We start from the raw sequence: 21,772 nt of genomic DNA, 5'->3' as shown, positions 1-21,772 counted from the left end.
CGGGTCAGCTCGCCGGGGTCGGCTCGGCTCCGGCGCGGGGCTCGGTCTCCTGCAGGAACGCTCGCCACTGCCGCCGCTTGCGGACGGTCCGGAGCAACGTCGCGAGGAAGAACACGGTGAGGAGTGCGTACAGCAGCCCAAGCCACGTCGGCCAGTTGAGCAGGAGCTGGGCGAACGCGAACGGCGTCCAGCCGAGGGCGAGCCAGAACTCCGATGTGGACTGGCTGAGTCGACGGTCGGCGAGCGCGATGAGCGCGGTCCGGTGCCGCGGATCGGCGGGCTGCTGCCCCCGAGTCATGCGCCCGATCCGTCGGCGGTCGGCACGGGGAAGCCCGAGCGTCGGTTCGGAGATCGCGCTCTGGAACCGTCCACCACCCCGGACGAATGCGGTGACCCAGCAGACGGGGCCAGCGATCATGAGCGGGAGGATGACGAAGAAGGTCCAGTCCGGCAAGTCTGCGCCGGCCTGCGGCAGGTCCAACCCCGGCAGGTAGTCAGCGCCGAGCCACCCCGCCGCGACCGCGGCGACCACGGCCACGCTGATCAGGACGATCCGCCGGACCATCGAACGGCGGACGCGTGGTCCGGCTGGTGCCCCCGCGAGGCGGTCCTCGACCTGCTGCCAGGTCTCGTCCGAGACGGTGACGTCGGTGCGCTCGTGGGTGTCCGGCGCCGACACGGTCAGCTCGCCGGCGCGGTGTCGCCCTCGCCGGCGGCTTCCTTCGCGCGCTTCAGGCGAGCCTGGGCCTCCCAGTACTCGATCTCGCGCTCGAGCTCGGCGAGCTCCTGCTCGGTGCCGGTCACGCGCTTCGCGCCGTGGGCACTGCGGGCATCGCCGAGGGTGGCGTACCGGTCCTCGTGTCGGGTGGGCTCGATGTACCGGCCGTGGTTCCGTTCGCCCGGGGCCCAGTCGTGCCCGATGGCGAACCAGACGATGCTGCCGACGACGGGGACCAGGATCACGAGGATCACCCACGCGATCTTCGGCAGACCGCGGATCTGGTCATCCGTCTTCGTCAGGATGTCGATCAGGGCGAAGACCAGCAGGATGACGGTGATCCCGGGCAGCAAGACGCTCATGTTCGCGATTCTATGGATCCGCTTGGAGTCTCACCATGCCCCGAACGAGCGTCCCGGTTGCGAAGGCGCACAGGGTGGGGGCCGGTCACAGCGCCGCGACCCACTCGTCCGTCCCGTCGGTGAACCGCTGGTGCTTCCAGATCGGCACGCGCTCCTTCACGAGGTCGACCAGGGCACCGCACGCGGCGAACGCCTGCGCCCGGTGCGACGACGACACCGCTGCGGCGAGCGCGACGTCCCCGATGCCGAGCGCCCCGACCCGGTGCAGCACGGCGATCCGGACGTCGGGGTGGTCCTCGGCGATGGTCCGGGCGACCTCGGTGATGACCTCGCCGGCACTCGGATGCCCTTCGTAGTCGAGCGTGGTGACGCCCTTGCCACCGTCGTGGTCACGGACGATGCCGGCGAAGGTCACCACGGCGCCGTCCTGTTCGGTGGCCACCACGGCTGCGACCTCGTCGACGCTGACGTCGCGGTCGACGACGTCGGCCAGCACAACCCGTGCGGCGGACTCTGTGGTGCTCACGAGGCGCTCCGCGGGGCGTGGCCCTCGCCGTGCACCTGTGCGACCACGTGGTCGAGTACTCCGTCGAGCACGGCGAGTCCGTCGGACACCCCACCGCGCGACCCGGGCAGGGTGACGAGCAGACAGCCGGCGTTCGTGACCCCGGCGACGCCGCGGGTGAGCAGGGCGGTGGGGCCGGCACCCGCGAGTCCGCGTCGACGGATCTCCTCGGTGATGCCGGGCAGTTCGAGGTCGATCAGCCCCGCCACCGCCTCGGGGGTCCGGTCGGTCGGGGTGACCCCGGTGCCGCCGGTGGTGATGACGACCCGGGCGTCGGCCAGGAGTTCCGCGGTGATGGTCTCGGTGATCGCGCCGCCGTCGGGGACGATGATCGGGTCGCTTGTGGTGAACCCGTGGTCGCGCAGCCAGTCGGCGATGACCGGTCCGGTGCGGTCGAGTGCGGGGTCGGCGGCGGCCTGCGTGGACACCACGACGACGGCGGCCCGGCCCCTGGTCGGCTCGGCGGTCATCGGTTGCTCCAGTCCCCGGAGCGCCCGCCGTGCTTCTCGAGCACGCGCACGTCCGTGATCACGGCCGCCCGGTCGACGGCCTTCACCATGTCGTACACCGTCAGGGCGGCGACGCTCGCCCCGGTCAGGGCTTCCATCTCGACGCCGGTGCGCGAGGTCGTGCGGACCGACACCTCGATCAGCACGCGGTCATCGGTGCCGGTGATGTCGACCTGCACGCCGGCGATCGGCAGCGGGTGGCACAGCGGGATCAGGTCGGAGGTCTTCTTCACCGCCATGATCGCGGCGATCCGGGCGGTGCCGACGACCTCACCCTTGGGCAGCGAGCCGTCGAGGATGCGTGCGACGACGTCGGGACGGGTGACGACGGTGGCGGTGGCGGTGGCCGACCGGTCGGTGACGTCCTTCGCGGAGACGTCGACCATGTGCGCGGTGCCGTCAGCGCGGATGTGCGACAACTCGTCGGTCGGCGTCGGTTCGGACCGCATCTGGTCAGCGGACGGGTCGGTCATCGGAGGCTCCAGACGGTCAGGGGATCGCCGACCTCGACGGCGTCGACCCCCACGGGGACGTGCACCAGGTGGGTGGCGGCGGCGTAGTGGACGAGCAGGTGCGAACTCGGGCCACCGACGAAGTGCACGGCACCGTCCTGCACCCGGCCGCGACGGACCTGGTGCTTGCCGACGGGTGAACCGGCAGCGGACGCCGCCGGCAGGACCTGCGTGGGCCGGTCCGGCACGAGCCCGACGGCGGCAGCGAGCAGCGGGCGCAGGAACACCTCGAACGAGACGAGCGCCGACACCGGGTTGCCGGGGAAGGACACGACCGGCACGGCGCGACCGGCACCGAACACGACGCTGCCGAACGCCTGCGGCCCACCCGGTTGCATCGCGACCGGCGTCACCGCGAGCCCCCGGGGTTCGAGCGCCTGTCGCACGACCTCGTACGCCCCGGCGCTGATGCCCCCGGTGGTCAGCACGAGGTCGGCCCAGTCCCCCACGGCTGCATCGAGCGCCCGGTCGAAGGCATCGACGTCGTCGGGCACCCGGACGGCCCGTGAGTCCGCACCGACCTGGGCGAGGGCTGCCCGCAGCGCGATGCCGTTCGCGTCGCCGATGGTCGCCGCATCCGTGTCGGCACCCTGCAGCTCGGACCCGGTCGACACGACGAGGACCCGCAGTGGTCGGCGCACCGACACGGTCGTCACCCCCGCAGCAGCCAGCGCGCCGAGCAGCGCCGGCGTGACGGCGGAACCGGCCGGAGCGAGCTCGGCACCGGCGGGCAGGTCGCTGCCGGTCACCCGCACGAAGGTGCCGGCGGTCAGGTCGGCGGGCACCGTCACCCGTGGCAGATCGAGCGCCGCCGGGAACGCGCCGGGCTCGGTCGCCTCGACCGGGAACACCGCGTCGGCGCCGGTCGGGATCCGCGCGCCGGTCATGATCGGCGCTGCCGTGCCGGGCTCGAGCGGCTCGGGCACGACGCCGGCCGGGATCGGATCGACGACCCGGACGGCCTGCCCCGCGTCCGCGGCCTGCACCGCGAACCCGTCCATCTGACTGTTGTCGAACGGCGGCAGCGGAACGGGCGACGCGACGGGAGCAGCGAGCACGCGGTGGGCGAACCCGACACGCGCACCGGCGCCCGCGCCCGCATCGGCGAGTTCGTCGAGCGGCAGTTCTTCTGCTCCGAGGCCCGCCACCACCGGCGCGAGCAACGCCGCCAGGTCGTCGCGGTGCTGACCGATCGTTCGCACAGGTGCCTCCGAACAGGGGGTTGGTGGCGCCGCTCCCGGTTCGCCCGGTGGCGCCGTCAGTAGCGTATCCAGCGCGCAGCCCGCGCCGACGACCAACCGGAGGACCTGTGGAGAACGACGAAGCCGTGACGATCGGTGTGATCGGAGGCTCCGGCCTCTACCAGCTGTTCGAGGAGGGCACCGCCGACGAGCTCGACGTCCCGACCCCGTTCGGCCCGACGTCGAGCCCGATCAGCATCGGCACGATGGCCGGACGACGGGTCGCGTTCCTGACCCGCCACGGCCGTGAGCACTCCGTCGCTCCGCACCGCATCAACCACCGTGCGAACGTCTGGGCGCTCCGTTCGCTCGGCGTCCGCGCGATCGTGTCCTCGAGCGCCGTCGGCGGCCTGCACCCCGACTACGCCCCGGGCACGTTCGTCGTGACCGACCAGCTCATCGACCGCACCTGGGGCCGCGCCGACACGTTCTTCGAGGACGACGTGCAGCACCTGTCCTTCGCCGACCCGTTCGACCCGACGCTCCGGCGCGCGGCGATCGACGCCGTCGCCGGACTCGACGTGCCGTTCCGTCCGACCGGCACCTGCGTCGTCATCCAGGGCCCCCGGTTCTCCACCCGCGCGGAGTCCGTCTGGCTCCGCCAGGCCGGCGGCCACACCGTCAACATGACGATGACGCCCGAGGTCCCGCTCGCCGCCGAACTCGGCATCGCCACCGTGAACCTGTCGTTCGTGACCGACGCCGACGCCGGCCTGGCCCCGACCGAGGACGAGGCCGCAGCCGCAGCCAGCGGCCCCGACGTCGACGACGCCGGAGCCGTCGTCACCCACGCGCTCGTCATGGAACGCCTCGCCCGTGCCAACGAGGTCATCGTCCGCGCCATCGGCCAGATCGTCGCCGCGATCCCCGCCGACTTCACCCCGCGCGAACTCGTCCCGACCAGCGCGAGCGCAAGCATCATGCAGGCCCAGCCGACCACGGGTGTCACCGCCACGAAGGCCCAGTCCGCCGCCACCGCCACCACGGGCGCCACCGCATGAGCCGCCTCCTCGTCACCGGCGGCGCCGGCTTCATCGGCTCCGCGATCGTCCGCCGCGCCCTGGCCGACGGCCACGAGGTCCGCGTCCTCGACTCCCTGCGCGACGACGTGCACGGCGACCCCGCCGAGGTCATCCGCGCCCACCAGCAGCAGGGCATCGCGTTCGTGCACGGCGACGTCCGCGACCGGGTCGCCCTCGACGCCGCCCTCGACGGCATCGACGTCGTGTGCCACCAGGCGGCCAAGGTCGGCCTCGGCGTGGACTTCCAAGACGCCCCCGACTACGTCTCGTCGAACGACGCCGGCACCGCCCACGTCCTCGCAGGCATGGACCGGCACGACATCGGCCGGCTCGTCGTCGCCAGTTCGATGGTCGTCTACGGCGAGGGCGCGTACACCACCGCCTCCGGCGAACCCACCCGTCCGCCGGCCCGCCGCCGCGAGGACCTCGACGCCGGCCGCTTCGACCCGATCGGCCCCGACGGTCAGCCCCTGCTGCCCGGCCTGATCGACGAGTCCGCCGCGCTCGACCCCCGCAACGTCTACGCGCAGACGAAGGTCGCGCAGGAGCACCTCGCCTCGAGCTGGGCCCGTGCCACGGGCGGCCGCGCGATCGCGCTCCGGTACCACAACGTCTACGGACCGGGCATGCCCGCGAACACCCCCTACGCCGGTGTCGCCTCCCTGTTCCGCTCGGCACTGGCCCGCCGCGAGGCACCCCGCGTCTTCGAGGACGGCGCCCAGCGACGCGACTTCGTGCACGTCGACGACGTCGCCGGCGCGAACGCTGCCTCCATCGCGGCGACCGCCGACCTGCCGTCGGACACGTTCCGCGCGTACAACGTCGGCTCCGGCACCGTGCACACCATCGGAGACATGGCCGCCGCGATCGCCGGACCCGACGGCCCGCAGCCGGTCGTCACCGGCGAGTACCGCCTGGGCGACGTCCGCCACGTCACCGCGAGTTCGGCACGCATCGCCGCCGAGCTCGGCTGGCACGCCGAGGTCGACTTCGAGGCCGGCATGCGCGACTTCGCGACGGCTCCGCTCCGCAGCGCCGTCCGCTAGCCGGAACGCGTGCGCGAGCGGCGCACCGCTGGCCGTGCCTGAGAGCGCGACCAGCCACCGGACGGGAGGCCCGTGACGGCGCCGCCCCGCGCCTCCCGTCCGCAGTCCCCACCCCCAGGGTCACGCAAGACGCCGTCGTGTCGGCACCACGCCCCCAGGTTCGCGAGACGCCGCCGCATTCGGCGGCGTCTCGACGACACGACGTCGTCTTGCGCAACCACTCGCGGACCCACACACGCACCCTGTCCCCCGTTCTGGGGACCGTCCGCGAACCAGACGCGCTGAACGACCAGGACCCGGCAGTTTCCTGTACCCCGCCGCGCGTCGTCGTGTTGTGTCGAGTGCATGCCAGGACAGACCCGTCGATCCGACCGACCGCACCGAATGACGGACATGACTGTCGACGTGATCCTGCCGTGCCTCGACGAGGCGGACGCCCTGCCGAAGGTCATCGCACGGCTCCCCACGGGCTACCGGGCCATCGTCGTCGACAACGGATCGACCGACGGATCGGCCGACGTCGCCCGCGCCCACGGTGCCCTGGTGGTGACGGAACCCGTCAAGGGGTTCGGTTCGGCCTGTGCCGCCGGGGTCGCCGCGGCGACCGCCGACTTCGTCGCGTTCTGCGACGCCGACGCCTCGATGGACCCCGCCGAGCTCCCGCCCCTGGTCGACCGCGTGGCCAGTGGCCGCGTCGACCTGGCACTCGGCCGCCGCGTCCCGACGGGCCGCGGTGCGTGGGCTCCGCACGCGCGCTTCGCGAACCGCGTCCTCGCCGTCCTCATGCACCGCGCGACCGGCTACCGCCTGCGCGACCTCGGCCCGATGCGCGTGATGCGCCGCGAGGACCTCGTCTCCCTCGACCTGCGCGACCGCCGCAGCGGCTACCCGCTCGAGATGGTCCTGGCCGCGCACGCCGCCGGCTGGCGCGTCGACGAATCCGACATCGGGTACGCGCAGCGCATCGGCGACAGCAAGGTCACCGGCACGCTCCGCGGCACGATCAACGCGGTGCGGGACATGTCCCGTCTGCTCCGTGCGTACCGCCGGGAGGCCCGTGTCCGGGTCGTCGCGCCGGGACCGCTCCGCCAGGCGGCCGAGTCCACCCCCGTGGTCGAGGAGGCCCGCTCGTGACCGCCGACCCCACCCACGTCCACGCCGGCGACGCTGCGCGCACCGACGTCACCGTCGCCGTCGTGGCGAAGGAGTGCCTGCCCGGCAAGGTGAAGACCCGGCTGACGCCGGCGCTCTCCCCCGAGGGCGCCGCGCGCGTCGCGTCCGCGAGCCTCGGCGACACCCTGGCGACCGTCCGCGTACTGCCCGCGGCACGCCGGGTCCTGTTCTTCGACGGCGACGTCGTGCCCGCAGCGGCCGAGGGGTTCGAGGTGCTGCAGCAGCCCGGTGGCGGCCTCGACGAACGCCTCGGGTTCCTGTTCGACGCCGTCGACGGTCCGCTGCTGCTCGTCGGCATGGACACCCCGCAGGTGTCCCCCGCGGACCTCGCCCCGGTGTTCGACAGCGCCGCCCGCGATGCCTGGTTCGGCCCGGCCGAGGACGGCGGCTTCTGGTCGCTGTACCTGCGAGAGCCCACCGGCGACCTGCTGCGCGGCGTCCCGATGTCCCGCGACGACACCGGAGCCGTGCAGCTCGCACGCCTGACCGATGCCGGACTCGACGTGGGCGTGCTCGGCGAGCTGCTCGACGTCGACACCATGCCGGACGCCGAGCGGGTCGCCGACCTCGCACCCGACTCCGACTTCACCCGGGCACTCCGTGCCGAGACCGTGGGGAGCACCCGATGACCATGCACGCACCCGTCTCGTTCGGTGCCGGCGGCGGCGAGCCGTACGCCCGTGCGCTCCGCACCGACGGCCACCTGCGCCTGACCGACGCCGACCGTCCCGACGCCGTCACCACGATGGACGTCGGCCGCTGGAGCGCCGCCGCCGACCGCGTCGACCGCTCGTTGCTCGACGACGTCGACGGCGGGGTCATCGACATCGGCTGCGGCCCGGGCCGGATGCTCGTCGCCGCACGGTCCCGGGGCATCCCGGCGCTCGGCGTGGACGTCTCCGCCGAGGCCGTCGCCATCGCGCAGCGCTCCGGCGGCACGGCTCTGCAGGGTTCCGTGTTCGACGCCGTGCCCGACGAGGGCCACTGGGACACCGCGCTCGTGATCGACGGCAACATCGGCATCGGCGGCGACCCCACGGCCCTGCTCGCCCGTTGCCGCGAGATCGTACGAGCCGGTGGCCGGGTCATCGTGGAGACGAACCCCGAGGTCACGGCCGACCGCGTGTACACCGCCCGGGTGGTCGACGCCGACGGCAACGAGAGCGCCGGGTTCCCGTGGGCCGAGGTCGGCCTCGACGCCCTGCACCGGCACGCGGCGGAAGCCGGACTGGTCGCGCGGCAGAGCTGGACGGCCGAGGGCCGGAACTTCTGCGAGCTGCTCGCCTGAGCTGGCCGCGGCACGATCGACCATGACATCCGTCACGTTCGATCGTGACACCGGGGCACATCCGCGCGGCGCCCCGCGCCGTTTGACTGATCGGACCCGCCGCGCGCACCCTGCGCGGCCCGATCGAGACGAGCACCGTGCGGAAGTCCCTGCGCATCACCCTGATCACCCTCGGCGCACTGGTGGCGGTCCCGGTCCTCGCCCTGGCGACGACGACGGTCGTCAACGTCGTCGCGACCCACGTCGAAGCGTCCGAGATCGACGACTACGGCGAGCGTGTTCCCGTGGACGGCAAGCGGATGAACGTCGTCGTCCGCGGCACCGGCAACACGTCCGACACCGGCACGATCGTGCTCCTGCCCGGGCTCGGCACCGCCGCCCCCGGACTCGACTTCGGGCCGCTCATCGACCAGCTCGCCCGGACACACCGGGTCGTCGCCGTCGAACCGTTCGGAACCGGGCTGAGCGACCAGACCGACGTCCCGCGGACCGCCGCGAACATCACCCGCGAGGTCCACGAGGCCCTGCAGCACCTGCACGTCGACCGGTACGTGCTGATGGGCCACTCGGTCGCGGGCATCTACGCCCTGCCCTACACGACGGCGTACCGCGACGAGGTGACCGCTTTCGTCGGCATCGACAGCAGTGTGCCGCGGCAGTCGAGCTGGGACGAGCCGATCCCGACCGGCGCGATCGTCGCCCTCGACCGGCTCGGTCTGCTGCGCGCGCTCGGCGGAGCGTCCTCGGACACGTACGGCGATGCCTACGACGACGCGACGAAGCGCCAGATGCAGCTGCTCTCGGCGAAGAACGGCGCCGCCCCGACGATCATCGACGAGATGCGGCACGCGCCGGAGAACTTCCGGTCCGTCGAGGACTCGCGGTTCCCCGCCGACCTGCCCGTGCTGTTGTTCGTGCGGACGAATGACAACGACGTGCCGAACTGGGTCCGGCTGCACGAGCGCCAGGCTGCGACCGTGGACCACGGCCAGGTGATCGGACTGGTCGGCGACCACTACCTGCACCACACCCTGTCGGAACGGATCGCCAGGGACACCGACGCGACCCTCGCTACCCTGGGCGCGTGACGCATCCCGGGCAGGAGCGGCCCCGCGCCGACGCCGACGTCCGGGTGGTCCGCTGGTCCTCGGTCGCGTCGCTGTGGCTCGTGGTGCTGGTGGGCGGCGGCGCGCAGGTCCTGATCGGGACCGACGGTCCGCCGACAGCGCGCACCCCCGTGCTCGTCGTGCTCACCGTCGCCGCGATGGTGGCGGCGCTCGCATCGATCCCACTGCTGCTCCGTCCCGCCGGTGCGGCGTCGGCACGCCACCCGGCCGTGCTCGCCCTGCTGGTGCTCGCGGTCGCCACGTGGGTGGTCGCGCTGGTTCCGTCGGCGACCGGCTCCGCGTGGTCGTTCACCCTGGCGATCGCGGGCGGCACGGTCGGCTGCATGCTGCGCGGGTGGGCTCGGGTCACCGTGCTCGCCGGCACCGTCGTCCTGCTCGTCGGGGCGGCCGACGCCCGTGCCGAGCCAGCCGAACTGGTCCTGGTCGGGACCCTCGCGCTCTTCGCCCTGATGCCGCTGAGCGTCGTGTGGATCCACCGCGTCGTGCTCCGGCTCGAAGCCGCTCGTCGCACCGCGTCCGACCTCGGAGTCGCCGAGGAACGGCTCCGCTTCCCGACCGACCTGCACGACATCCAGGGCCACCACCTGCAGGTCATCGCCCTGAAGAGCGAGCTCGCCGAACGGCTGCTCGACGCCGACCCCGAGCGTGCCCGGAGTGAGCTGTCCGACATCCGGACCGTGGCACAGGAGGCACTCGAGGACACCCGCGCGCTCGTCGGCGGATACCGCACCGTGACGGTGGCGGTCGAGGCCCGGAACGCCGCAGCCGTCCTGCGGTCGGCGGGGGTCAGCTGCCGGGTGCAGCTCGAGACCGCCGGCATGCCCGACGCGGTCGGCGCACTGTTCGCCGTCGCGATCCGCGAGGCAGCGACGAACACCATCCGGCACAGCCACGCCAGCACCGCGTCGATCGAGCTGCTGCCCGACGGCGACGCCTGGCGACTCACGGTGGCGAACGACGCACCGCGGTCGTCCGGACGACACGGTACCGGCACCGGCATCGACGGGCTCCGACAGCGGGTCGCGACGCACGGCGGGACGGTCGACGTCGACCGGAGCGAGGACCGGTTCGCCCTCCTCGTGCGCATCCCGGTACCTGCACGAGCGGCGGTGCGCCCGTGATCAGGATCGTCATCGCCGACGACGAGGAACTCATCCGTGGCGCGCTCGTCGCCCTGCTCGGCCTGGAACCCGACCTCGAGGTCGTCGCCGACGTCGCCGACGGTGCAGCAGCGGTCACCGGGGCCCGGACGCACCGGCCGGACGTCGTCCTGCTCGACCTCGAGATGCCCGTCCTCGACGGCATCGAGGCCGCCCGTGCACTGTCGGACGCGATGCCCACCGTGATCGTCACCCGCCATGCGCGGCCGGGGACCCTCCGGCGGGCCCTGTCCGCCGGGGTCCGCGGCTTCGTCCCGAAGTCCACGCCGGCCGCCCGGCTGGCCGAGATCATCCGTGACGTGGCGGCGGGCGAGCGGTACATCGACGCCGGTCTCGCGGCGGCCGCGCTCACCGAGGACGAGAGCCCGCTCACCCCGCGCGAGGCCGACGTCCTGCGCTGCACCCGTGACGGGCTCGCTACGAAGCAGATCGCCCGGGAGCTCTCGCTCGCGCACGGCACGGTCCGGAACCACCTGTCGTCGGCGATCGCGAAGCTGCACGTCGACAACCGCGTCGCAGCCGCCGCCGTGGCCTGGGACCGAGGGTGGATCTGACCGCAGAACGCATCCTTGTTTTGCATGATGCAAGACAACCGCGTAGAGTGGTGGTCATCCAGCCGACGGCGTCGCGGTCGCCGGCTCGGTGACCTGCGGACCTCGGCACGACGACGAGGAGCACCCATGCAGAACCGTCAGAACCCCCTGGGCGGCGCCTACGTGACCGGCCTCGAGTCCCGCGCCGAGATCGGCACCTTCACCGGCGACGCGACCCGCAGCCCGATCGGCAGCTACACCGGCACCGGCATCGGCCGTGCACTCGGCCGCTTCGTCGACACGCAGTTCCGCCGTCCCGGCACCGCGACGTCCTCGACGCGCACCGTGACCGGTTCGTTCCGCACGGCGACGGGTTCGTTCCGCACCGCCTGAGGCACCTGCCTCCACAGACCGCGAGCGGTCGTCCACCTCGGGGGTCCCCCCTCAACCCGGGTGGGGCGGCCGCTCGCTCGCGTTCCCGGCCTCTGGTGCACTTCCCCCGAACGCGCCAGGGCGGCCGATGCCAGGATGGACGCATGAACGACCGCGCCGGCACCCCAGCGACCGCAGATGACCTCGTCGACCTCGACGAGCTCCTCGCCGCCTACCACGACCGAGTGCCCGACGTCTCGGTCCCCGAGCAGAAGGTCGTGTTCGGCACGTCCGGACACCGCGGGTCGTCGCTCGACACCGCCTTCAACGACACCCACATCGCCGCCATCACGCAGGCGATCGTGGAGTACCGCCGCGACCAGGGCACCGACGGGCCGCTCTTCATCGGCCGCGACACCCACGCGCTCTCCGCCCCCGCGGAACAGACCGCACTGCAGGTCCTCGCCGCCAACGGCGTCCGCGTGCTCGCCGACAGCGAGGACGGCTTCGTGCCGACGCCCGCGCTGAGCCACGCGATCATCCGCTACAACCGCGCCGGCAACCCGGACACGGCCGACGGCATCGTCATCACGCCGAGCCACAACCCGCCCCGCGACGGCGGCTTCAAGTACAACCCGCCGCACGGTGGCCCCGCCGACAGCGACGCCACGAGCTGGATCGCGAACCGGGCGAACGCGATCATCGAGGGCGGCAACGTCGAGGTGCAGCGCACCGAGGACGCCGAGCCCGAGCGCTACGACTTCCTGAACACGTACGTCGCCGACCTCGAGAACATCATCGACATCGCCGCGATCAAGCGTGCCGGCGTGAAGATCGGCGCCGACCCGCTCGGTGGCGCCTCGCTGCCGTACTGGAACGCCATCCGCGACCACTACGGCCTCGACCTGACCGTCGTGAACCCCGAGGTCGACCCCACCTGGGCGTTCATGACGCTCGACTGGGACGGCAAGATCCGGATGGACCCGTCGAGCCCCTCGGCGATGGCCTCGGTACTCGCCCGGAAGGACGACTTCGACGTCCTGACCGGCAACGACGCCGACTCCGACCGGCACGGCATCGTCACGCCCGACGGCGGACTGATGAACCCGAACCACTACCTCGCGGTCGCGATCGAGTACCTCTACGCGCACCGGCCCGAGTGGCGCGACGACGCCGCGATCGGCAAGACCCTGGTGTCGTCGAGCATCATCGACCGCGTCGCCGAGTCCCTGGGCCGTCGCCTGTGGGAGGTCCCGGTCGGCTTCAAGTGGTTCGTCCCGGGCCTGATCGACGGCTCGGTGGCCTTCGGCGGCGAAGAGTCCGCGGGTGCGTCGTTCCTGCGCACCGACGGGACCGCGTGGACCACCGACAAGGACGGCATCATCCTGGCGCTCCTGGCGTCCGAGATCGTCGCCGTCACCGGCAAGACCCCGTCGCAGCTCTACGCCGAGCTGACCGAGCGCTTCGGTGCGCCGGTCTACCAGCGCGTCGACGCCGCGGCCTCGAAGGAGCAGAAGGCCCGCCTCGGCAAGCTCGACGGCGACGCCATCACCGCGGACACCCTGGCCGGCGACCCGATCACCGCGAAGCTGTCGAAGGCCCCGGGCAACGACGCAGCCGTCGGCGGCGTCAAGGTCGTCACGGACAAGGCGTGGTTCGCCGCGCGCCCGTCGGGCACCGAGGACGTCTACAAGATCTACGCGGAGAGCTTCGTCGGGCAGGAGCACCTCGAGCAGGTGCAGCGCGAAGCCAAGGAGATCGTCGACGCAGCACTGGGCGCGTAGCGCCCTCGTCGGACGGGCTGCGGGTCTCGGAGACCGCAGCCCGTCCGACGGAACCGAGCCGGGCCTCCAGGCCGTGTGCCACCGGGGCCCACTGGGCGTACCGTGACTGCCGATCCACTCAGGAAGCCGTCTCGGTGCGACCGAGCACTTGCGGCAGTTGTAACTTTGCAGGCAGCGCAAAAATCGTTCTGCCAGCGCATCGGTACCCGGGAGACCCTGCTCATGACCCAGACGGCGACCGCACCCGCGGCCCCCACCACGGCGTCCAACGTCGTGATGAACCACCGACAGATCCTGTTGGTGATCTACGGCCTGATGGCCGGCATGTTCCTCGGTGCCCTCGACCAGACGATCGTCGGCACCGCGATCCGCACCATCGGTGACGACCTGCACGGGCTCGACCAGCAGGCCTGGGTCACCACCGGGTACCTCATCGCGTCGACGGTGACGACCCCGATCTACGGCAAGCTCTCCGACATCTTCGGTCGCCGGCCGCTCTTCATCACCGCGATCGGCATCTTCATCGTCGGTTCGTTCGCGGCGTCGTTCTCCGACTCGATGCTCATGCTCGCCGGGTTCCGCGCGCTGCAGGGCCTGGGTGCCGGTGGTCTGATGTCCCTGCCGCTGGCGATCATGGGCGACATGCTCGCCCCACGCGAGCGGGCGAAGTACCAGGGCTACTTCCTGGCGGTCTTCGGCATCTCGTCCGTCATCGGGCCGCTCGTCGGTGGCGTCTTCGCCGGCGCGGACCAGCTGCTGTTCATCGCGGGCTGGCGCTGGGTGTTCCTGATCAACGTGCCGATCGGCATCATCGCCCTGTTCATGGTGCTGACGTTCCTGCACCTGCCGAAGTTCGGCGACCGGGGCAAGCCCCGCATCGACTGGTGGGGCGCGACGCTCGTCATCGTCACGCTCGTGCCGCTGCTGCTCATCGCCGAGCAGGGCCGTGAGTGGGGCTGGGACTCCCCCGCCGCCTTCGCCTGCTACGCCATCGGTGCCCTCGGCCTGATCGCGTTCATCATCGTCGAACGGGCCATGGGCGACGACGCGATCCTGCCGATGAAGCTGTTCGGGTCACGGGTGTTCTCGATGTCCGCGATCCTGTCCGTGCTCGTCGGCTTCGGCATGTTCGGCGCGATGCTGACGATCCCGCTCTACCTGCAGATCGTCAAGGGCGTGACCCCGACCGAGTCGGGCTTCGCCATGCTGCCGATGGTGCTCGGCCTGATGATCTCGTCGATCGCTTCCGGCCAGATCATCTCCCGGACCGGCAACTACCAGGTCTTCCCGATCACCGGAACGGCGTTCACGGCGATCGGATTCACGGTCCTGACGTTCCTGACCGCCGACCGGCCCCTGTGGTTCCTGATGCTCGGCATGTTCGGCATCGGGCTCGGACTCGGGCAGCTCATGCAGACGCTGACCCTGGCCGCGCAGAACTCGGTCTCGCCGCGGGACATCGGTGTCGCGACGAGCGCGGCGACGTTCTTCCGTCAGATCGGCGGCACCATGGGTACCGCCGTCCTGCTCTCCGTGCTGTTCACCCTGATGCCGACGAACATCAGCGCCGCGATGCAGAACGAGTCCGACCTGAAGAGCGCGCTCAACGCCGCGATGACGCCCTCGGTCGCGAACGCGTCGAAGAACCAGGGCGTGATGGACGAGATCTGGACGAAGATCGTCGACCCGGTGCAGAAGAACGTGCAGGACGGTCTCGACCAGGGCACCGCGCAGGCGAAGCAGGCCGCCGACGCTGCCGTGACCAAGCAGGTGACCGCAGCCGTGCAGCGGCAGGTCGCCGCGGGCACGGTCCCCGCCGCCGCCGCGGACACGATCATCGCCCAGCAGGTCGACGACGCGAAGCCCGCAGCCGAGCAGCAGGCGCTCGAGACGGCGGCCACGAAGGCGAACGCCTCGGTCGTCGACGGCACGCTGCAGATCGACTACTCGGACAAGGCGCAGCGGGAGAACGTCGTCGACCAGGTCGCCCCGACGCTCATCAAGCAGCTCAAGAGCGGCGACTCGGCCGCGAGCTCGTCCACCGATTCGGCGACGAGCGACACGTCGTTCCTGAACGGGGCGGACCCCCGGCTCAGCCGTCCGTTCCTGGTCGGGTTCAGCGACTCGGCCGTCCGCGTGTACTACGTCGGCCTCGCGGTGATCCTGATCGCGTTCGTGCTGACGTGGTTCTTCCGGGTGCCGCCGCTCCGCAAGACCTCGGCACTGCAGGAGCAGGCGGATGCCGCACGCACCGCTGCCGGAGCGGGGTCGGACGGGAGCACCGCTGCTGCCGCTGCCGCCGCCGCACCTGGAGCTGCCCCGGTGCCGACGGGGTCGTCCTCTGCCGAAGTCCCGACCTCGCCCGACGTTCCGACGTCGCCGGACGTGCAGCCGCGGTCCGCCCGGGCCGCCGGAGCGTCGGACGTCTCGGTGCTGCCGATCGGGGTGGACGACACCCGCGCGCCGCTGCCGAACGCCACGACGCACGGTGCGCACTCGGCGGCTGCGCCGGTCGACGAGCCCCCGACGACGACCGGTGTCATCCGGACCCGGGCTGCCCACGCGGCTGCGGTCGTGGAGCCGGACGCCCCCGGGGCCGGAGCCGACGCGGCGGAGGCGAGCCGGGCCTCCCGGCCGGACGCTGACGACGCTGGCGACGCGCACGCGCACGGGCGGCACTCGGCGGAGTAGTCGGCGCGGGCGCTCGCTCGCTGATGCCGAACGACGAGGTCGCTGTCGTACGACAGCGACCTCGTCGCATCTGCGCGTGTGCAACTGTTGCGGCCGAGCGGGAGCGACACCGCCGATGTCGTACGACGTCGACATCGTCGCTCGGGCGTGTGCATGTTCCGACGATCCACGCGTCGAACGACTCGTGGATCGTCGAGACCGCGCCAGCCTCAGACCGCCGGCGCCGCGTCCCCCGCCGCTGCCGCCGGTGCTCCGGCAACCTCGAACGACGCCCCCGGCAACCGCTTCCGCATCACGTCGATCGCTGCCGGGTTGTCGTCCACCAGCACGTACCGCCGCCCCAACGCCTGCGCCACCGCGCCCGTGGTCCCGCTGCCTGCGAAGAAGTCGAGCACCCAGTCCCCCTCGCGTGAGGACGCCTGCACGATCCGCCGCAGCACCCCCTCGGGCTTCTGCGTGGGGTAGCCGGTCTTCTCGCGGCCGGTCGGCGACACGATCGTGTGCCACCAGACGTCGGTGGGCAGCTTGCCGCGCTCGCGCTTCTCGGGCGTGACGAGCCCCGGTGCCATGTACGGCTCGCGGTCGACGGCCTCGGAGTCGAACCAGTACCGCGACGGGTCCTTCACGTAGACCAGGATCGTGTCGTGCTTCGTGGGCCAGCGCGTCTTGGACTTGGCGCCGAAGTCGTAGGCCCACACGATCTCGTTCAGGAACGACTCGCGGCCGAACAGCGCGTCGAGCAGCACCTTGGCGTAGTGCGACTCGCGGTAGTCGAGGTGCAGGTACAGCGTGCCGTCGGTGGCGAGCAGCCGCCAGGCCTCGATGAGTCGGGGTTCGAGGAACGACCAGTAGTCCTCGAACCGGTCGTCGAAGCGCATCAGGTCGCCGCGCACCCGCTCGTAGGTCCGGCCGTGGAACCCCATCACGGGACCGTCGGCCTTCGGCACGGCAGACGTCGCGTGCCGCCGCTGGTACCGGCCGGTGTTGAACGGTGGGTCGAGGTACACCAGCGTGAAGGAGCCGTCCGGGTAGGCGGGGACCACGTCGAGGGCGTCGCCGAGGACGACGCGGTCCGGGCCTCGGTCGTTTCCCCTGCGCACGGACCCATTGTCGCGCACCGAGCGAGCACGCTCGACGCGCACCGCACCGCGCAGTGCACGGAGCCAGCGTGCAGCACAGAGCGCGCGCTCAGGCCCCGGCGTACGGTCGAGTGCATGGCAGCAGCACCCGAGGTCCGCAACGACACCGACAAGCAGCAGTACTCCCTGATCGAGGACGGCGAGGTCATCGGCCTCGCGGCGTACGAGATCGACGGCGACGAGATCCGCTTCGTGCACACCGAGGTCGATCCCGAGCACCGCGGCGGTGGGCACGCGTCGATCCTGGTGCAGCACGCCCTCGACGACGTGCGTGCGAGTTCGTCACGCCGGGTCGTCGCGCAGTGCAGCTACGTGCACGCGTGGATCGAGCGGCACCCGGACTACCAGGAGCTCACGACGCGCTGAAGCGGGCGACGCACAGACGAGCGCGGCGCCCGTCGGCTCAGTACGACCGGTCGTGCGTCCCCGCGCGGGCCTCGTGCCGCCCGGCGCTCCGCACCGCCGGCACCCGGATGAGCACGCTGCCGCTGAGCAGATCGTGGTCGTGGTCCGCCGGAGACGGGGCCTGTTTCGGCAGGCGCGCCTGCCGTTCGTACTCGGCTTGCGTCTCGTGCCGGGTCGGTGCGAACACCTCGTCCAGCATCCCGCCCATGCCTCCGGATCCGCCGCTGCGCTGGGACTTGTTCGACAGGTCGATCCACCCCATGCGATCGGCGATCCACACCACGACGGCCACGGCGGCCACCGCCCCCAGGAAGATCAACCAGTTCACGGCAGCGACGCTACGTGGGCTGCGCGGCGAGCGGATCAGCCGCGCGGGGGATTCTCATCATCCACACGTCTGGTTCATGAGGTCGAGGCGCACACTCGAAGCAGCGGCGGCCGGGACGTCCCCCCTCAGCTCCGGCCGTCGCGTCCACCGTCGACCGAGCAGGGCTCACGGCACCCGCTCGAGCCACTCCTTCGTCGCGAACTTCGTCCGCACCAGCTCCTGCGCCCGCTCGCGCTCGGCCTCGGTCACGTGCCCCTCGGTCGCCCCGTACAGGCGGGTGAAGGTGCCGATCAGCCGCTCGATGATCTCGGCGCGGGACAACCCCGTCTGCGAGCGGAGCGGGTCGACGCGCTTCGCGGCGCTCGTGGTGCCCTTGTCGCTCATCTTCTCGCGCCCGATGCGCAGCACCTGGACCATCTTCTCGCCGTCCATGTCGTAGCTCATGGTGGCGTGGTGCAGCAGGGACCCGGTGCCGAGGCGCTTCTGTGCGGCCCCGCCGATCTTGCCCTTGGTCGAGGTGATGTCGTTGAGGGGCTGGTAGTAGGCCTCGATGCCGAGCGACTTGAGCGCCTCGATCACCCACTCGTCGAGGAACGCGTACGAGTCGGCGAACGTCATGCCCTGCACCAGGTCGGACGGCACGTAGAGCGAGTAGGAGATGACGGCGCCGGCGTCCATGAACATCGCGCCACCGCCGGAGATGCGTCGGACCACCTGCACGCCGTACTTCTCGGCGCCGGCGGGGTCGACCTCGTTCTTGAGCGACTGGAACGACCCGATCACGACGGCCGGCTGGTCCCACTCCCAGATGCGCAGCGTGGGACCGCGACGGCCGGCACCGACCTCTTCGGTCAGCACCTGGTCGAGCGCGAGGTGCTCGTTCGGGCTGATCGGCCCCTCGTGCACGATCTGCCAGTCGTGGTCGCGCCAGGTCGAGGCCCGCGACAGCGCGCGGCGCACCGCGACGCCGACGGACTCGGGCGTGAAGCCGAGCAGCACCGCATCGGTCGGCAGGGCCGCCCGCACGGCTGCGGCGACGCCAGCAGCGTCGGTGGTGACGGGAAGCCCGTTCACGGCCGCGTCGATGAGCGGCAGCGCGTCGTCGGGTTCCAGGAAGAAGTCACCCGCCAGGCGGAACTGCTGGATCGTGCCGTCGACGACCTCGAGGTCGACGACGACCAGCTTGCCTCCGGGGACCTTGTACTCACCGTGCATGCCGCAACCCTATTCCGGACGGCCGACGGCCCGGCAGTGAGCCGGCCTGGTGACGGCCTGGAGGCGCGTGGCGGCGCCGCCACGGGCCTCCAGTCCGCCGCCGGTCGCGTCGCAGGACGCGGCGAGCGCCGTCAGCGCGCGGTCACCCGGTCGAGCCACGCGACCAGATCGCCGATGACCTCGGCGCGGTTGGTCTCGTTGTAGACCTCGTGCCGCGCGCCCTCGTACACCTGCACGGTCACGTCGGACAGCCGGCCGCGTCGGCGGTACGCCTGCGCCAGACGCTCGATCGAGCGCGGACCACCGAGGGTGTCGTCGGAGCCGACCTGCAGCAGCATCGGCAGGTCGTGCGGGATCCCCCGCCGCGGCACACCGAGCAGCCGGAGGGTGTCGGCGAGCCCGAAGAGCCCGATGACGTCGGCCTCGACCGCCAGGGGGTCGAGCGCCATCGCGTCGATGATCTTCCGGTCGCGGGTGAGCCACTCGTACTTGGTGGGCCCGGACCCCGCGTGCCGGGCGTTGAGGTCGCCGCTGTTCATCCAGCCGGGCAGCCGGTAGGCGCTCGCGGACAGGACGACGCCGTCGTAGCGGTCCGACGAGGTGTTCACGATCCGCTGCGCCATCAGCGACCCCCACGAGTGCCCGAGCAGCACGAGCGGCAGCCCCGGTTCGTCGGCCCGCGCGACCGCGCTCATCTGCTCCACCGCGGCGATCGCCGCGCGCAGGCCGCCGGGGCCGAGCCTGCCGAGCTTGGCGTGGTCGCCGTCCCACTGGGTCAGGCCGGTGCGTCCGTGCCCGCGGTGGTCGTTGGCGTGCACGGTGTAGCCGGCGCGCACCAGGTCCTGCGCGAGCGGTTCGTACCGGAGCCCGTGCTCCCCGACCCCGTGCGCGATCTGCACGACACCCTTCGGCCGCGCCGCACGCCAGGTCGAGTAGACGATCTCGACGCCGTGGGCGTCGGTGAACGAGGCGTCGCCGCGAGCGGCGGAGAAGGTGGGCACGTGAGCATCCTCGCAGACGCGCTCCATCACGGACCTGTTCACCCGGCGTTCACGCAGGGGGTTCCAGGCGGGCCTAGCGTCCTGCGCATGGACGTCATCGTCATCGTCACGCTGGTGATCGTCGTGGCCCTCGTGTTCGACTTCACGAACGGCTTCCACGACACCGCGAACGCCATGGCCACGTCGGTCGCCACGGGAGCGCTCAAGCCCCGGACCGCCGTGCTCATCTCCGCCGTGCTCAACGTGGTCGGCGCGTTCCTGTCCACCGAGGTCGCAAAGACCGTCTCGCAGGGCATCATCCGCGAGGGGCAGGACGGCATCCACATCTCGCCCACGATGATCTTCGCGGGGCTCGTCGGCGCGGTGCTCTGGAACCTGGCGACCTGGTACCTCGGGCTGCCGTCCTCGTCCACCCATGCGCTGTTCGGCGGGCTCATCGGCGCCTCGATCATCGGCGCGGGGCTGAACTCGATCAGCTGGGCGACGGTGGTGTCGAAGGTCGTGCTGCCGGCGCTGCTCTCCCCGGTCATCGCCGGGGTGATCGCCCTGGTCGCGACGTACCTGGCGTACGTGCTCACGAAGAACGCGACGACGCACGGTGCGGCGACCGGGTTCCGGCACGGGCAGACGATCTCGGCGTCGCTGGTGTCGCTCGCACACGGCACGAACGACGCGCAGAAGACGATGGGCGTCATCACGCTGACCCTCATCGCCGCGAACTACCAGGCCGCCGGCACCGGCCCGGCGCTCTGGGTGATCCTGGCCTGCGGGCTCGCGATCGGCCTCGGCACGTACATGGGCGGCTGGCGGATCATGCAGACCGTCGGCAAGAAGATCTCCGACGTGCAGTCGCCGCAGGGCTTCGCCGCCGAGACGAGCTCCGCCGCGACGATCCTCATCTCGTCGCACCTGGGCTTCGCGCTCTCGACGACCCACGTGACGAGCGGCGCGGTCGTCGGCTCGGGCCTCGGCAAGAAGCTCGCCGACGTGCACTGGTCGGTCGTCGGCCGCATCGTCATCGCATGGGTGATCACGCTGCCCGCCGCTGCGGTGGTCGGGGCGCTCGCGACCTGGCTCGCGTCGACCTCGGCCTTCGGGCTGGTGCTCGTCGCGGTCCTCGCCCTGGCCGGCGGGCTCACCTTCTCCGTCCTCGCGAAGCGCAAGCCGATCTCGCACGAGGACATCACCACCGAGTCCGGGCCGGCCGAGCAGGCCGAGCCGCAGCCGACCGGCGCAGCGAACTGAGGGGAACGACGATGGACATCGACTTCACCGCGATCGGCACGGTCGCCGGCGTCGGCTTCGTGGCCGCCGTGGGCCTGGTGCTCGTGTACACGCTCGGCCTCCGGCTGCTCGGGACGGGGCAGCCGGACGACGCGGGCGGCGAGCGCACGCAGTACTCCGAGGAGACCCCACGCTCCGGGCACACCCCGCCGGTCGCGCTGGCGGGAGCCATGGTGTGCTTCGCGGTGTGCATCGCCGCGGTGCTGGCCGGCATCTGGTTGACGATCCCCCAGTTCCACTGAGGACGTTCCTTCCCAGAACACCCGCGATGGTTGGTGGAATCGGGCGTACCTGGTC

24 protein-coding genes are annotated in these 21,772 nt (G+C 71.8%); 14 read left to right on the top strand and 10 right to left on the bottom strand.

The annotated features are described in order from the left end of the window. Window positions 1-4: 4 nt before the first annotated feature. The 6 genes from DEJ29_RS03705 to DEJ29_RS03680 form a co-directional block, all read right to left on the bottom strand. Window positions 5-679, bottom strand: a complete 675-nt coding sequence (locus DEJ29_RS03705) for a hypothetical protein (protein ID WP_111095489.1) — start codon at window positions 677-679, stop codon at window positions 5-7. Window positions 680-681: 2 nt separating this feature from the next. Then, on the bottom strand, window positions 682-1,080 hold the full coding sequence (locus DEJ29_RS03700) for a PLDc N-terminal domain-containing protein (RefSeq protein ID WP_042537802.1): 399 nt from the start codon (window positions 1,078-1,080) through the stop codon (window positions 682-684). Window positions 1,081-1,165: 85 nt separating this feature from the next. Then, window positions 1,166-1,606, bottom strand: a complete 441-nt coding sequence (locus DEJ29_RS03695) for a molybdenum cofactor biosynthesis protein MoaE (RefSeq protein ID WP_111046707.1) — start codon at window positions 1,604-1,606, stop codon at window positions 1,166-1,168. Then, the gene (locus tag DEJ29_RS03690; protein WP_111095490.1) at window positions 1,603-2,115 is read right to left on the bottom strand and encodes a MogA/MoaB family molybdenum cofactor biosynthesis protein; all 513 of its coding nucleotides are present in this window, start codon (window positions 2,113-2,115) and stop codon (window positions 1,603-1,605) included. The genes DEJ29_RS03695 and DEJ29_RS03690 overlap by 4 nt, the downstream gene beginning before the upstream one ends. Next, window positions 2,112-2,627 (bottom strand): cyclic pyranopterin monophosphate synthase MoaC, encoded by a 516-nt coding sequence (gene moaC, locus DEJ29_RS03685; protein ID WP_220037353.1) that lies wholly within the window; start codon window positions 2,625-2,627, stop codon window positions 2,112-2,114. The genes DEJ29_RS03690 and moaC overlap by 4 nt, the downstream gene beginning before the upstream one ends. Continuing rightward, a complete protein-coding gene (locus DEJ29_RS03680; protein ID WP_111095491.1) occupies window positions 2,624-3,868 on the bottom strand; it encodes a molybdopterin molybdotransferase MoeA in 1,245 nt (414 codons plus the stop codon). Before DEJ29_RS03680 ends, moaC begins: the two co-directional genes overlap by 4 nt. A 107-nt stretch (window positions 3,869-3,975) precedes the next feature. Between DEJ29_RS03680 and DEJ29_RS03675 the strand changes: the two genes are divergently transcribed. The 11 genes from DEJ29_RS03675 to DEJ29_RS03625 all read left to right on the top strand — a co-directional run bounded on the left by DEJ29_RS03675 (window position 3,976) and on the right by DEJ29_RS03625 (window position 16,103). Continuing rightward, window positions 3,976-4,908, top strand: coding sequence for an MTAP family purine nucleoside phosphorylase (locus tag DEJ29_RS03675; protein WP_110864360.1), 933 nt, complete (start codon window positions 3,976-3,978; stop codon window positions 4,906-4,908). Further along, window positions 4,905-5,975: an NAD-dependent epimerase/dehydratase family protein gene (locus tag DEJ29_RS03670; RefSeq protein ID WP_111095492.1), complete on the top strand. Its 1,071-nt coding sequence runs from the start codon at window positions 4,905-4,907 to the stop codon at window positions 5,973-5,975. Before DEJ29_RS03675 ends, DEJ29_RS03670 begins: the two co-directional genes overlap by 4 nt. A gap of 384 nt (window positions 5,976-6,359) precedes the next feature. Further along, window positions 6,360-7,109: a glycosyltransferase family 2 protein gene (locus tag DEJ29_RS03665; protein ID WP_027465082.1), complete on the top strand. Its 750-nt coding sequence runs from the start codon at window positions 6,360-6,362 to the stop codon at window positions 7,107-7,109. Then, window positions 7,106-7,777 (top strand): TIGR04282 family arsenosugar biosynthesis glycosyltransferase, encoded by a 672-nt coding sequence (locus DEJ29_RS03660; protein WP_111095493.1) that lies wholly within the window; start codon window positions 7,106-7,108, stop codon window positions 7,775-7,777. The genes DEJ29_RS03665 and DEJ29_RS03660 overlap by 4 nt, the downstream gene beginning before the upstream one ends. After that, on the top strand, window positions 7,774-8,436 hold the full coding sequence (locus DEJ29_RS03655; RefSeq protein WP_071406012.1) for a class I SAM-dependent methyltransferase: 663 nt from the start codon (window positions 7,774-7,776) through the stop codon (window positions 8,434-8,436). The genes DEJ29_RS03660 and DEJ29_RS03655 overlap by 4 nt, the downstream gene beginning before the upstream one ends. 137 nt (window positions 8,437-8,573) lie before the next feature. After that, window positions 8,574-9,524: an alpha/beta hydrolase gene (locus DEJ29_RS03650; protein ID WP_181438241.1), complete on the top strand. Its 951-nt coding sequence runs from the start codon at window positions 8,574-8,576 to the stop codon at window positions 9,522-9,524. After that, window positions 9,521-10,684, top strand: coding sequence for a sensor histidine kinase (locus tag DEJ29_RS03645; protein WP_111095495.1), 1,164 nt, complete (start codon window positions 9,521-9,523; stop codon window positions 10,682-10,684). Before DEJ29_RS03650 ends, DEJ29_RS03645 begins: the two co-directional genes overlap by 4 nt. Beyond that, on the top strand, window positions 10,681-11,277 hold the full coding sequence (locus DEJ29_RS03640) for a response regulator transcription factor (RefSeq protein WP_111039929.1): 597 nt from the start codon (window positions 10,681-10,683) through the stop codon (window positions 11,275-11,277). The genes DEJ29_RS03645 and DEJ29_RS03640 overlap by 4 nt, the downstream gene beginning before the upstream one ends. 126 nt (window positions 11,278-11,403) lie before the next feature. After that, complete coding sequence (locus DEJ29_RS03635) at window positions 11,404-11,649, top strand: hypothetical protein (RefSeq protein ID WP_111095496.1); 246 nt, start codon at window positions 11,404-11,406, stop codon at window positions 11,647-11,649. Window positions 11,650-11,792: 143 nt separating this feature from the next. After that, window positions 11,793-13,412: a phosphoglucomutase (alpha-D-glucose-1,6-bisphosphate-dependent) gene (gene pgm, locus DEJ29_RS03630; protein WP_111095497.1), complete on the top strand. Its 1,620-nt coding sequence runs from the start codon at window positions 11,793-11,795 to the stop codon at window positions 13,410-13,412. Window positions 13,413-13,634: 222 nt separating this feature from the next. Beyond that, window positions 13,635-16,103 (top strand): MDR family MFS transporter, encoded by a 2,469-nt coding sequence (locus DEJ29_RS03625; protein WP_111095498.1) that lies wholly within the window; start codon window positions 13,635-13,637, stop codon window positions 16,101-16,103. 209 nt (window positions 16,104-16,312) lie between these two features. On the opposite strand, the gene DEJ29_RS03620 is transcribed toward DEJ29_RS03625, so the two are convergent. Next, window positions 16,313-17,203 carry a DNA-methyltransferase gene (locus DEJ29_RS03620; RefSeq protein WP_111095499.1) on the bottom strand — a complete coding sequence of 297 codons (891 nt, stop codon included), beginning with the start codon at window positions 17,201-17,203 and terminating at the stop codon, window positions 16,313-16,315. A gap of 114 nt (window positions 17,204-17,317) precedes the next feature. On the opposite strand from DEJ29_RS03620, the gene DEJ29_RS03615 reads away from it, so the two are divergent. Further along, window positions 17,318-17,608, top strand: coding sequence for a GNAT family N-acetyltransferase (locus tag DEJ29_RS03615; RefSeq protein WP_027465074.1), 291 nt, complete (start codon window positions 17,318-17,320; stop codon window positions 17,606-17,608). A gap of 37 nt (window positions 17,609-17,645) precedes the next feature. Here DEJ29_RS03615 and DEJ29_RS03610 read toward each other — a convergent pair whose 3' ends face one another. The 3 genes from DEJ29_RS03610 to DEJ29_RS03600 form a co-directional block, all read right to left on the bottom strand. Further along, window positions 17,646-17,975, bottom strand: coding sequence for a hypothetical protein (locus DEJ29_RS03610; RefSeq protein ID WP_110864355.1), 330 nt, complete (start codon window positions 17,973-17,975; stop codon window positions 17,646-17,648). Window positions 17,976-18,140: 165 nt separating this feature from the next. After that, window positions 18,141-19,190 carry a lipoate-protein ligase LplAB gene (gene lplAB / locus DEJ29_RS03605; protein WP_110864354.1) on the bottom strand — a complete coding sequence of 350 codons (1,050 nt, stop codon included), beginning with the start codon at window positions 19,188-19,190 and terminating at the stop codon, window positions 18,141-18,143. Between the two features lie 131 nt (window positions 19,191-19,321). Further along, window positions 19,322-20,191 carry an alpha/beta hydrolase gene (locus DEJ29_RS03600; RefSeq protein WP_181438242.1) on the bottom strand — a complete coding sequence of 290 codons (870 nt, stop codon included), beginning with the start codon at window positions 20,189-20,191 and terminating at the stop codon, window positions 19,322-19,324. 87 nt (window positions 20,192-20,278) lie between these two features. Here DEJ29_RS03600 and DEJ29_RS03595 point away from each other — a divergent pair, with 87 nt between their 5' ends. Then, window positions 20,279-21,436, top strand: a complete 1,158-nt coding sequence (locus DEJ29_RS03595) for an inorganic phosphate transporter (RefSeq protein ID WP_110864352.1) — start codon at window positions 20,279-20,281, stop codon at window positions 21,434-21,436. Window positions 21,437-21,447: 11 nt separating this feature from the next. Beyond that, window positions 21,448-21,717, top strand: a complete 270-nt coding sequence (locus tag DEJ29_RS03590; protein WP_111095501.1) for a hypothetical protein — start codon at window positions 21,448-21,450, stop codon at window positions 21,715-21,717. Window positions 21,718-21,772: the final 55 nt, after the last annotated feature.

The sequence above is a fragment of the Curtobacterium sp. MCPF17_021 genome, from assembly GCF_003234605.2.
Classification (GTDB): domain Bacteria; phylum Actinomycetota; class Actinomycetes; order Actinomycetales; family Microbacteriaceae; genus Curtobacterium; species Curtobacterium flaccumfaciens.
Note: the sequence above shows the minus strand (reverse complement) of the source record. Positions and strands in the feature narration are given on the sequence as shown.